The sequence below is a fragment of the Shewanella nanhaiensis genome, assembly GCF_019457885.1.
In the GTDB taxonomy this organism is placed as follows: Bacteria; Pseudomonadota; Gammaproteobacteria; order Enterobacterales; family Shewanellaceae; genus Shewanella; species Shewanella nanhaiensis.
On record NZ_JAHZST010000038.1, the window covers coordinates 1 to 14960 of the forward strand.

The window sequence follows — 14960 nt, forward strand, 5'->3', positions numbered from 1 at the left end:
AGATGAAATGTGCTTTTACCTAAATCAATCCCTATAACGCGAAAGTTAGACATGATGACCACCTCTTCTTTGTTAACCAGACAAACTGGAGTTTAACACTAGGTTGGGGCGTACCATCTTATTAACGATCTAGAAGAGCTCGATGAAGATGCGTCACTCGTTGCAGGTAATGTACTTAATAACGACACCTTGGGGGCTGATTCTGCAAATATTACTCAAATATCAAATTCAACAGGAGAGTCCAACCCTGTATCTCAATCAGCAGTGATATCCGGTAGTTTCGGCACTCTCACAATATCAGCAGATGGTAACTACACCTATCAACTATCAACCGAATTGGAAACAGTTCAATCTCTTACTGTTGGGGAGATAATCACAGATATTTTTACCTACCAACTAACTGATAGTGATGGGGACAGTGTAGAGCTTACGCTATCTATCAATATAACAGGCACAAATGACGCCCCCATTATCACTCCCCCTGATGACAGAAACAGAGATGGCTACGACACAGGAACCACTATTGAAGCAGGAAATTTAGATGACGGCACTCCCGTTGCAGGCGTATCAACAGCCACAGGCACACTAGAAGCCACAGATATTGATAACCAAGCCTCATTGAGCTGGAGCGGTAATGCATCTGGCGCCTTTGGTTATTTTACAATCGATGCCACAACCGGAGAATGGGTCTATACCTTAGATAATGGCTTAGCCGATAGCCTTATTGAAGGTCAGTTAGTCGAAGAGAGCTTTATTGTAACTGTCACCGATGAGTTTGGTGAAAGTGATACCCATACAGTTACCATAACGGTTAATGGAACCAATGATTCCCCTGTAATCACCTCCACCACTGAAGACGCATTCGGAGATGTACTCGAAGCGGGTGTTCAAGATGGCGGGAATAATCCTGAGCCAGGAATATTACAAGTCAGTGGCATCTTAACCGCTCACGATGTGGATCAAGGTGCAATATTAACTTGGAGTGGAAATGCGGCAGGCACTTATGGAAACTTTTCAATCGATCCCAATACAGGCTCCTGGACTTACCTATTAAACGATAACAATTTGGTAGATAGCTTAGCCTCTGGCGAGCAACATGAAGAGGTTTTTCTAGTCACAGTTATCGATGAGTTCGGAGCGATTGCGACTCAAGAGGTCACAGTCTTAGTCACAGGAACTAACGACTTACCAATACTGAATCTTGATGATAGCGGCGGTGTCACCAGAAACGCCACAACTCCCAACTTAAACGACACTGGAGTACTCAGTTTTTCTGATGTTGATACTGGCGATATCCATACCATCAGTGAGTCCTACTTAAACAATATCAGCTGGAGTGGCGGCCTAATATCCGATCAACTATCAGCGACTCAGATAACTAGCTTGATCGATGGCTTTAGTGTCGACACTAATGGCTGGGACTACACCATACTCAACACATTAGTTCAGTTCTTAGCAGAAGACGAAACCATCACTTTAAGCTTCAACGTCACTGTCACTGACAATAATGGGGCCTATGACACTGAAACGGTCAATATCACAATTTATGGCACCAATGATGAGCCACTCCTCATTGTGACTCCCTTAGGTAGCGTTACCGAAGACACCAGCAACCCAATGCTGAGTGATAGCGGCACCTTAAGCTACACCGACGGTAATGCTACTGATACTCATACATTAACAGAGATATACAACAGTGATATTAACTGGAATGGAGGAGTGTTAGAAAACCAACTATCGACTGCGGAGATAGCGAGCCTAATCGATGGTTTTAATGTTGATAATAGTGGCTGGAGCTATAACATTCCAAACTCTTTGGTACAGTTTCTAGCCCTTGGTGAAACCATTACTTTAAGCTTTAATATCACAGTTACAGATAATCGTGGTGGAAGTGATACCGAACTGGTCACCATTACCATCAATGGCACCAACGATAACCCCATGCTTACAGTCGATACCACTGGAAACGTCATCGAAGATCTCAATGCCGTTAATTTACTGTTAAGTGACAGTGGCAATTTAAGCTTCACCGATGTGGATGTCAATAACACCCACAGCACCAGCGAAGTGTACAACAGCGATATCAGCTGGAGTCATGGCACCTTAAGCGATGAGCTCAGCGCCCTTGAGATCCAGAGCCTTATCGATGGCTTTAGTGTCGATAGCGACAGCTGGGACTACAGTATCCTTAACTCATTGGTGCAGTTTCTCGCAGCTGGCGAAACCATCACCCTGAGTTTCGATGTCACTGTCAGCGACAATGATGGTGGCAGCGACACGCAAACCGTCAGCCTCACCATCAACGGCACCAATGATGAGCCCGTGCTGACCGTCGATACCAGCGGCAGTGTCACCGAAGATGACAGCAGCCCTAACCTCACCGACACGGGTGCGCTCAGCTTCACCGATGTGGATGTCAATAACACTCACAGCACCAGTGAAGTGTACAACAGTGATATCAGCTGGAGTCACGGACTTCTAAGCGATGAGCTCAGCGCCCTTGAGATCCAAAGTCTTATCGATGGTTTCACTGTCGATAGCGGCAGCTGGGACTACAGTATCCTTAACTCATTAGTGCAGTTTCTCGCCCTTGGTGAAACCATCACCCTGAGTTTCGACGTCACCCTCAGCGACAATGATGGTGGCAGCGACACGCAAACCGTCAGCCTCACTATTAACGGCACCAATGATGCTCCCGTGCTGACCGTCGATGTTAGCGGCAGTGTCACCGAAGATGACAGCAGCCCTAACCTCACCGACACGGGCGCGCTCAGCTTCACCGATGTGGATGTCAATAACATCCACAGCACCAGCGAAGTGTACAACAGCGATATCAGCTGGAGTCACGGACTCCTAAGTGATGAGCTCAGCGCCCTTGAGATCCAAACCCTTATCAATGGCTTTAGTGTCGATAGCGACAGCTGGGACTACAGTATCCTTAACTCATTGGTGCAGTTTCTCGCCCTTGGCGAAACCATCACCCTGAGTTTCGATGTCACCGTCAGCGACAATGATGGTGGCAGCGACACGCAAACCGCCAGCCTCACCATTAACGGCACCAATGATGAGCCCGTCCTCACCGTCGATGTTAGCGGCAGTGTCACCGAAGATGACAGCAGCCCTAACCTCACCGACACGGGCGCACTCAGCTTCACCGATGTGGATGTCAATAACATCCACAGCACCAGCGAAGTGTACAACAGTGATATCAGCTGGAGTCATGGTACCTTAAGTGATGAGCTCAGCGCCCTTGAGATCCAGAGCCTTATCGATGGCTTTAGTGTCGATAGCGACAGCTGGGACTACAGTATCCTTAACTCATTGGTGCAGTTTCTCGCAGCTGGTGAAACCATTACCCTAAGTTTTGATGTCACCGTCAGCGATAATGATGGTGGCAGTGACACGCAAACCGTCAGCCTCACCATCAACGGCACCAATGATAACCCCGTCCTCACCGTCGATGTTAGCGGCAGTGTCACCGAAGATGACAGCAGCCCTAACCTCACCGACACGGGCGCGCTCAGCTTCACCGATGTGGATGTCAATAATACCCACAGCACCAGCGAAGTGTACAACAGTGATATCAGTTGGAGTCATGGCACCTTAAGTGATGAGCTCAGCACCCTTGAGATCCAGAGCCTTATCGATGGCTTTAGTGTCGATAGCGACAGCTGGGACTACAGTATCCTTAACTCATTGGTGCAGTTTCTCGCAGCTGGTGAAACCATTACCCTGAGTTTCGATGTCACTGTCAGCGACAATGATGGTGGCAGCGACACGCAAACCGTCAGCCTCACCATCAACGGCACCAATGATGAGCCCGTGCTGACCGTGGATACCAGCGGTAGCGTCACCGAAGATGACAGCAGCCCTAACCTCACCGACACGGGCGCACTCAGCTTCACCGATGTGGATGTCAATAACATCCACAGCACCAGCGAAGTGTACAACAGTGATATCAGCTGGAGTCATGGCACCTTAAGTGATGAGCTCAGTGCCCTTGAGATCCAAACCCTTATCGATGGTTTTAGTGTCGATAGCGACAGCTGGGACTACAGTATCCTTAACTCATTGGTGCAGTTTCTCGCCCTTGGCGAAACCATCACCCTGAGTTTCGATGTCACCGTCAGCGACAATGATGGTGGCAGCGACACGCAAACCGTCAGCCTCACCATTAACGGCACCAATGATGCTCCCGTACTCACCGTCGATACCAGCGGTAGCATCACCGAAGATGACAGCAGCCCTAACCTCACCGACACTGGCGCGCTCAGCTTCACCGATGTGGATGTCAATAACATCCACAGCACCAGCGAAGTGTACAACAGTGATATCAGTTGGAGTCATGGCACCTTAAGCGATGAGCTCAGCGCCCTTGAGATCCAGAGCCTTATCGATGGCTTTAGTGTCGATAACGACAGCTGGGACTACAGTATCCTTAACTCATTGGTGCAGTTTCTCGCAGCTGGCGAAACCATCACCCTGAGTTTCGATGTCACCGTCAGCGACAATAATGGTGGCAGCGACACGCAAACCGTCAGCCTCACCATCAACGGCACCAATGATGAGCCCGTGCTGACCGTGAATACCAGCGGTAGCGTCACCGAAGATGACAGCAGCCCTAACCTCACCGACACGGGCGCGCTCAGCTTCACCGATGTGGATGTCAATAACATCCACAGCACCAGCGAAGTGTACAACAGTGATATCAGCTGGAGTCATGGCACCTTAAGTGATGAGCTCAGCGCCCTTGAGATCCAAAGTCTTATCGATGGCTTTAGTGTCGATAGCGACAGCTGGGACTACAGTATCCTTAACTCATTGGTGCAGTTTCTCGCCCTTGGCGAAACCATCACCCTGAGTTTCGATGCCACCGCCAGCGACAATGATGGTGGCAGCGACACGCAAACGGTCAGCCTCACCATCAATGGCACCAATGATGAGCCCGTGCTGACCGTGGATACCAGCGGCAGTGTCACCGAAGATCTTAACGTCGTGAATTTACAACTTACCGATAGCGGTAACTTAAGTATCTTCGATATTGATGTTAACGATACCCACACTGTCAGCCATGCTCTTTCCGGTACCGTAACTTGGAGTGATGGCACTTTAACACAAGGACAGATTGATGATTTAGTGGCAGGCTTTACTAGCGATGGTAATAGCTGGGACTACTCCATCAACAACTCATTGGTGCAGTTTCTAGATGTGAACGAGACTATCACGTTAAGTTTTCTCGTCACTGTCGATGATGGTAATGGCGGCTCAGATTCAGAGCTAGTCACCATCACGATACACGGTGCAAAAGATCTAGCAGAAGTGGTTAGTATTAGCCCAATAATATTGTCAGAAGAGGGGCTCAATAACGGCATTATTGATAATATAGGCGATCCAAGCGATACCACAAATGCAACAGTCAATAGTGGAACCTTGAGTTTTACCGATCTCGACAGTGAGCTATTTACTCTCAACTTAACCGGCCCTAGCGGTTTAACCTCAGGTGGGGAGGCAGTCAATTGGACATGGTCAGCTGGCACTCAAACTCTCACAGGTTCGACGAGCTCAGGTGTCGTCATGACCATTACTTTGGGAGCAGTGACTAACAGTGGTATCAATTTCAGCCTTGATTATACCGTTAGCTTGTTCGCGCCACTGGATCATCCCACTAATGACACTGAGGATATCATCTCCCTTGATTTCGGCGTCACGATTAATGATGGTAGCGGAGATACAGCGACAGTACTGACAGTGACGATAGAGGACGATGCTCCTCTTGATGAAGTTGATGAAATGGCTAACCCCAACCTCACTCAAATAGTGAATCAATTTGTTACAGGCGATCTTTTCGATCCTGGCGCCGATGGTTTTGGTGATATTAGTTTTGACGTTATCACCCCAGGGCTACATTCAAATGGCTTTGAACTGATATATACCATGAATGGAGATACCTTAACCGCCACAGCTAACGGCGTAGAGGTATTTACCCTTCAAGCCATTCTTGATGCAAATGGTCACTATGATTACAAGTTAACCCTACTGCAGCAGATAGACGTCGAATCACTTATCGATTTTGATCTGGCCAACTCACCTGCTGGTAACAATCCTATCTACTATATTGACTCAGACGGCAGTATATACGCCCAAGATAATCAAGCAGCCAACCCTATCGCAACAATAACAGGTTCAGTAAATGGTGGAGCTTCAAACCTGAACTCTAATAGCTCAGGTCTTGGAGTAGGACCTCAAGCCTCAATCGGAACTGGTGAGGTAATAACAATTGATTATGGTACTGATGGAACTGGGCTAACCTCTATTAGCCTAGGGACTGGGAATAATGGAAATCACACGGGAACAACGGTAATACAATATATTGTCACTTACTCAGACAACACAACCAAAGTCGTCAATACCACCATTAACGGCACATTAATCATTGAAGAGTTAGCACCAAGCGGCTTATCTATCAGCTCTGTCGATATTGCTTATGTCAGTGGAGAGGCTTTCCAGATCATAGGGCTCGCTTCAACAGGAATAATCACAGATCAACCTATCGACATTGAGTTCGCCTATGCCGCAACGGATAACGATGGTGATGCAGTCATCTTTACCGATACCAATAACGGTCACTTTATCGTCACGCTAATCCCAGAAAACTACGTTCCAAACGCATTAAACAACATCTACAACGTTGATCAAGGTAGTAGTGTTAGTGGCAATATCATCGAGGACGATACAGGAAACGGAAGAGACAGAGATGCAGACGGAGACACATTAACTGTTACTCATATTAATGGAGATGCGCTTGTCTTTGATAATAATGGCAATGCACACATCGCTGTTTCTGGAGGTATGCTGTCGATTAAGGCCGACGGTAGTTACATCTTTACTCACAATGGGAACGCCAATCTCTCTAACGGTTTCTCCTATACTATCAATGACGGTAATGGCGACACTGATACTGCCGATGTAGAGATATTGGTTTTTGCTCATCAGACACTAAACCCTGGGGATGATAGCCTAAATATTACTGGTGACACTCAAGATCTAGTCATAGGTGACACGACAGGAATTATTCCAGGGCAGAATTACAACATAGCCTTCATTATTGATACCTCTGGTAGCATGGGATCAACAGCAGTTAATACTGCTGAGCAACAACTACTGGCTGTTTACTCACAACTGATCACCTACGCAGTACAAAACAATTCAGGAGTCATAAATACACTATTGGTCGACTTCGATACCGCCGCTAGCCAACTCATCTCAATCAACCTTACAGATCCAAATGCGTTGCAATTACTAAGCAACGCACTCGCAACCATGACAAGTGGTGGGGCTACAAATTACTACGATGCATTTTCGACTGCGTATGATTGGTTTCAAAATGGAGTACCTGCGACGAACGACGGTAACAACATCACCTACTTTATTACCGATGGACAACCCACTACCGATAATGGACACCCAGGCAACTACTATCAAAATGCACTAAATGCATTTGCATTGCTAAATACGCTATCAACAGTTCAAGCTATCGGCCTAGGTGGTGATATTGATACTAATGTACTAGTCAATTTCGATACAGATGGCAATATTCTCAATAACGTTGACGTCAATGATTTAGCTGACAGCATTCTTGCGACAAATCTACTCCCAGGTAGTGACACCGTAAATGCAGGAGGCGGGGATGACATTTTATTTGGTGATCTCGTTGAGTTTGCAGGCATTAGTGGTCAAGGGTATGAAGCCCTAAGAGAGTACGTAGCCAATAATACCTTGCTAAATATCAGTGATATTACTACCAGCGATGTACACCAATATGTGTCCCAGAACGCCAGTGAATTTGATATCTCACGTAGCGATGATAGTGGCGATACACTAATTGGAGGCGAAGGTAATGACATATTGCTTGGTCAAGGAGGAGATGATCAGCTCATCGGAGGTGTTGGTAGCGACACTATTATAGGTGGTAAAGGCAATGACACCCTCGATGTCGGTCAAGATAATGACATTGATATACTTATCTGGGGAGCGGCTTCAGAGGATAACGCTCATGACACGGTTAAAAATTTCGATTTTTTTCATGAAGATAAGCTAGATATTTCAGATTTACTCGTGAACGAACAAACAGGTAATCTCGAAGATTTCCTCTCATTTAATTTTGCAGCTGGCGATACTATTATCACGTTAGATACTAACGGATCGGCCCTAGGTGGTGATGTTATGACAATAACTTTAGAAGGAGTAAATTTATTCACAGAATATGGCGTAATCCTAGATGGCGACTATGATAATAATGATTACGCAACGATTATTGCAGGTCTTTTAGATGACAAAGCTTTAGTCGTCGATGTTATTTAACCTAATAATTTACAAAGGAAATAACACACTGTCTCTATAAGTATTTTTGTATTTATCCTTTTATGCCTCTTACCTAAATCTCTCGGCAAGAGGCCTTCACACCTAGGCATCACACCCGCAACAAACAAGTTCCCACAAAACAAACACAAGAATAACGCTGAGCCTATAATTAGTTGTATACACTAACAGGTTAGTTTAAATTGGCATTTAGATCTTAATTTTAAGACTAGTTCAGCACATGCAGCGTCAATAAATTGACTTGAGTGGGTGTTGCGGGTAACATTTGCCTCTTGTTTTATCATCGAATCAGTAACATCTGGTGCAATTTGTTTTTCACAAAAGCAGTAGAGTCAAGGCTATATTCTCGGAGTATTGAATGAAAACTTTAGTAACAACACAGCCTGGAACAGTTCTTCTTGTAAAAGGGGATATTAAACTTCAACTTGAGAATACATTAGAAAGTGTTTCTAAAGGTGAGCAGCTATTGGCTGGTGCGACGCTGATTATTGAAGACAATGCCGATATTGAAATTGCCTACTCTGATGGTACTTATTTTTCGAACCTCGAATCGACAGATCGAACAGTCGAAGAGGGGGTAACAGCGACTAGTGTTGCCGATGCTCGAGAGATTCAAACAATCCAAGATGCAATCATAGATGGAGATGATCCGACCACTGAACTACCAGATACAGCTGCTGGCGGCACCTTAGGTAATCAAGGTGGTTCCGATTTTGTTTCTTTAGACAGAACAGCGAGTGAAACAATAGCCGCTACTGGATTCAATACCGACTCTGCTCCTCAAGATGAATTTTTAGTTACTGATACCCTAAATGAACCTCTGAGTGAAAACCAATCAAACCTAGCCAATGATTTCATCACTATCGATGAAGATGGAGTAGCCACTGGCAACGTATTAGATAATGACTCAGATGTAGATGATGAACTTGCCGTGCTCAGTTTCGAAGTCAATGGAACGACCTATGGAGCAGGTACAACAGTTGAGCTTGAAGGCGGCACTTTAGTTATCAACCAAGATGGTAGCTATACCTTTACACCAAATGAAAACTGGAACGGCACCGTCCCTGTTATCACCTATACAACCAATACAGGTGCAACTGCAACACTTAACATAGAAGTCACTCCAGTTGCCGATGGCGCTCCTCAGGTCACCATCAATACCGATGCAAATAATGATGGTTTAATCAGTAATGATGAGCTTAATGATAGTAATGAAATCAATGTCACCATCAGCCTTGAAGGCACAGGTGCTATGGTTGGTGACGTTTTAATTGTCAATGGTATTGAGATTGTTCTTACTGCTGACGATATTTTTATTGGTTCAATAAACGTTAACTTACCCGCTCCTGCAGAAGGAGAAACAATCACTGTTGTAGCAACCGTTACAGATTCGGCTGGCAATACATCACCAGAGGGTACTGATACAGCAACAGTAGATACCATAGCGCCAACCATCACGGTTGATGCTCCAGACACAACAAATGACACAACGCCGACCATTACTGGTACTACAGATGCCGAGCCAGGCAGCACTATTACAGTTGTGATCACAGACAGTACAGGCACTGAGCAAACTGTCACAACAACAGTTAACCCAGATGGCACCTTCACTGTTGATGTCACCGACCCTGTCGCTGAAGGACCTATTACTGTTGTCGCTACTGTCACAGATCCAGCAGGTAATACAGGCACAGCAACTGATACAGGTGGCGTGGATACAACACCACCAACCATCACGGTTGATGTTCCAGATACCACCAACGACACAACACCGACCATTACTGGTACCACAGATGCCGAACCTGGCAGTACCATCACAGTTGTGATCACCGATAGCACTGGTACAGAGCAAACTGTCACGACGACAGTAAATCCAGACGGCACTTACACTGTTGATGTCACCACACCAACTGCTGAAGGTCCTATTACTGTCGTTGCTACTGTCACAGATCCTTCAGGAAATACAGGCACAGCAACCGACACTGGTGATATCGATACCACACCACCAACAATTACAGTTGATGTGCCCGATACTACAAACGACACAACACCAACCATTACTGGTACTACAGATGCCGAACCTGGCAGTACCATTACAGTCGTTATCACAGACAGCACAGGTACTGAGCAAACTGTTACTACCACAGTGGACCCAGACGGTACCTACACGGTCGATGTCACCGATCCTGTCACTGAGGGGCCAATCACTGTTGTAGCAACTGTCACAGATCCCGCTGGTAATACAGGCACCACCACAGACACTGGTGATATCGACACCACAGAACCAACGATCACAGTTGATGTGCCAGATGCAACTAACGATACAACACCGACCATTACTGGTACCACAGATGCGGAGCCAGGCAGTACCATTACTGTCGTTGTCACAGACAGCACAGGTACTGAGCAGACAATCACTACAACTGTAGAGCCTGACGGCACCTACACTGTTGATGTTATCGACCCTACAGCTGAAGGGCCTATTACTGTTGTCGCTACAGTCACAGATCCCGCTGGTAATACCGGAACAGCAACAGATACCGGTGAAATAGATACTACAGATCCAATCATTACCGTCGATCTACCCGATACCACAAATGATACGACACCCACCATAACAGGTACCACTGACGCAGAGCCTGGTAGCACAATTACCGTTGTCGTCACAGATAGTAGTGGAACAGAGCAAACCGTCACGACCACAGTAGATCCTGATGGTACTTATACGGTCGATGTCACCGACCCTGTCACTGAAGGTCCAATCACAGTTGTTGCAACCGTGACCGATCCTGCTGGAAATACAGGAACATCTACAGATACAGGTACAATTGATATCACCATAGGTACGCCAGTAGTTGAGATCACTGAAGATACCAATAATGATGGATATCTGAATGATCCTGAGTTAAATGGCCAAGTGGATATCTCTATTACCCTTGGTGAAGGCACTGAACTGGGCGATACTTTCACTGTCACAGACCAAGATGGCAACGTTATCTTCGATGGACCAGTCACTCAAGGAATGATCGACAACGGCCTAAATCTCGCCATCGATCCACCTGCCACAGGCACAGATTTAGTGATCACTGCTACGGTCACAGATCCATCAGGCAATATAGCGACTGGCAGTGACAGTGCAACCCTAGATTACGGTGTAGGAACTGGTGCCCCTGCGGGCCCAAGTGTCACCATCGATGAAGATACCAATGGCGACGGTTACATTAGTGATACGGAACTTGATGGTCAGATCAACATCACTGTCGAGCTAGGAACTGGCACTGTCGTCGGTGATACCTTAGTGATCACCGACCAAGATGGTAATGAACTATTTAACGGCACCGTCACTCAGGAGATGCTTGATAATGGCCAAGCCATTGTCATGGATGTCCCAGTAACAGGTACAGACATAGTCGTTACCGCCACTGTCACCGACCCTGCTGGTAATACAGCAACAGGCTCAGATGCAGCAACGCTCGATTATGGTACAGGCGCGGGGGCTCCAGTAAGCCCAACAGTCACTATCAATGAAGACGCTAACGAAGATGGCGTGATCAATGACGCTGAGCTTGATGGTCAAATCGATATCACCGTTGAATTAGGCGAAGGCACCGAAGTTGGCGACACTTTAGTCATCACAGATCAAGCTGGCAATACTCTGTTTGATGGCCCTGTAACTCAAGAGATGATCGATAACGGTCTAACATTAGCGATAGATCCGCCTGCATCTGGAACAGATCTCGTTATCACCGCAGATATTACTGATCCCGCAGGCAACACGGCAAGTGGCAGCGGTAGCGCTACCTTAGATTATGGCACTGAAGGCGCACCTAACGGACCAAATGTAACCATTGAGGAAGACGTTAATAACGATGGTTACATTAATGACGCTGAAGTCGATGGCCAGCTTAATATCACAATTGATCTCGATAGCGGCACTCAAGTCGGTGACACTTTAGTTGTGACCGATCAAGACGGAAACATTATCTTCAGTGACACTGTTACTCAAGATATGCTCGATAATGGACAAACTGTTGTAATAGATACTCCTGCAACTGGAACAGATCTTGTGGTCACCGCCACGGTTACCGATCCATCTGGCAACACTGCCACAGGTTCAGACTCTGCCACCTTAGATTACGGTAACGGTGCTGGTGCCCCAGAAGCACCAATTGTAAATATCACTGAAGACACCAACGGTGATGGCACTATCACAGATGCAGAGCTTGATGGCCAAATCAACATTACCGTAGATCTAGGTACAGGCACACAAGTCGGCGATACCATCACAGTCACAGACCAAACTGGCGATGTACTTTACACAGGTCCCGTCACCCAAGACATGCTCGATAACGGCATCGACATCGCCATCGATGCACCAGCCAATGGCACAGATTTAGTTATCAGCGCCACTATCACAGACCCTGCAGGGAACACTGCCACTGGCAATGACAGTGCGACCATGGATTACGATGACAGTGTCACCGTACCTGCTGCACCAAATGTGACCATTGTAGAAGACACCAATGGTGATGGGTTTATTAATGATGCAGAGCTTGAAGGTCAAATCAACATCACCATTGAGCTAGGCACAAATACGCTTGTGGGCGATACTTTAGTGGTCACCGACCAAGACGGCAACGAACTGTTCAACGGCACCGTCACCCAAGAGATGCTCGATAATGGCCTTGATTTAGCCATGGATCCACCGGCGACCGGCACCAACCTAGTCATCACAGCTACAGTCACTGACACTTTAGGAACCCAAGCATCTGGTTCTGATAATGCGCTGCTTGATTACGGCTCTGGCACAGGCGCACCAGCGGCACCAACTGTAGAATTAACAGAAGACAGCAATAATGATGGTTACATCAACGATTCAGAGCTTGAAGGTCAAATCAATGGCACGGTCACTTTAGGCGAAGGCACTGTTGTCGGCGACACCATCACAGTCACCGACCAAGATAATAACGTTATCTTCAGTGGTCCAGTGACTCAAGAGATGATCGACGACGGCCTAGATCTCGCTATTGACGCTCCAGCAACAGGCACAGATCTAGTTGTCACCGCTACGATTACCGATCCTGCAGGCAACAGCGCACAAGGCAGTGATGCCGCGACCCTCGATTACGGTACAGGTACTGGCGCACCCGCTGCACCTCTGGTTGAGATTGTTGAGGATAGCAATGATGATGGCTTTATTAACGATGCCGAGCTTGATGGTCAAATAGACATCAGTGTCACTTTAGGCTCAGGCACCTCAGTGGGCGACACTTTGGTCGTCACAGACCAAGATGGCAACGTCATCTTCATCGGTACGGTGACCCAGGATATGCTCACCAACGGCGTGCCGGTTACCATGGACGCCCCAGCAACAGGCACTGATCTGGTAGTCACAGCAACAATAACTGACGCAGCAGGAAATAGTGCAACTGGCTCAGATTCAACCACACTGGATTATGGCACAGGTAGTGGCGCACCAGCAGCGCCGACAGTTGAGCTCACTGAAGATGCCAACGACGATGGCTATATCAACGATGCCGAGCTTGATGGACAAATAGATGCCACCGTCACCTTAGGTGAAGGTACCGAAGTGGGTGATACCGTCACCATCACTGACCAAGATAATAATGTCATCTTCAGCGGTCCAGTGACACAAGAGATGATAGACAACGGTTTGGCCGTCACTATCGATCCGCCTGCAAGTGGTACTAACTTAGTCGTTACTGCCACGATAACCGATCCGGCAGGTAACACCACATCAGGTAGTGACAATGCCCTACTCGATTATGGCACCGGCACTGGTGGCCCAGCGACTCCAACCGTAGTGATTGATGAAGATGTCAACAACGATGGTGTCATCACAGACTTTGAACTAATCGATCAAATTGATATTAGCGTGACCTTAGGTGCAGGCACCGAGGTGGGTGACACCTTATTGGTCACCGACCAAGACGGTAATGAGCTGTTCAGCGGTGTAGTCACCCAAGCCATGCTCGACGACGGCCTTGCTGTTGTGATGAATATACCTGTCACGGGAACTGAAATTATTGTCACAGCCACTGTAACAGACACTTCAGGTAACACAGCAGTCGCTAACGATTCTGCCACTTTAGATTATAACTGGGAAATCACGCCGCCTGTCGCACCGACGGTTGAAATCACCGAGGATGTCAATGATGACGGCTACATCAACAGCACTGAGCTTGACGGCCAAATCAACATCACCGTCACCCTCGATGCAGGCACCAACGTCGGTGAGAATCTAGTCGTTACCGATCAAGCGGGTAACGAACTGTTCAACGGTACTGTGACTCAAGAGATGCTCGACAACGGTCTCCAGCTCGGTATGGATGCACCCGCCACAGGTACTAGCATCACAGTTACAGCTAGTCTGACGAATATTTATGGCATGGTCTTAACAGATAGTGACAATGCACTACTCGATTACGGCACAGGCACTGGCGCACCAGCTAGCCCAACCGTTGACATCACTGAAGATGCCAATGAGGATGGCTTCATCAACAGCGCTGAGCTTGATGGGCAAATCAACATCACCGTGACACTCGGTGAAGGCACGCAAG

The 14960-nt window shown here is 47.1% G+C and carries 2 protein-coding genes; both read left to right on the forward strand.

What is annotated here, in order from left to right; all coding sequences use genetic code 11:
* Window positions 1-189 precede the first annotated feature (189 nt).
* Window positions 190-8361, forward strand: coding sequence for a VCBS domain-containing protein (locus K0625_RS24805; RefSeq protein ID WP_220111905.1), 8172 nt, complete (start codon window positions 190-192; stop codon window positions 8359-8361).
* Window positions 8362-8737: 376 nt separating this feature from the next.
* Window positions 8738-14960 (forward strand): Ig-like domain-containing protein (locus tag K0625_RS24150; protein WP_220111906.1); only part of this gene is annotated, 6223 nt, incomplete at its 3' end.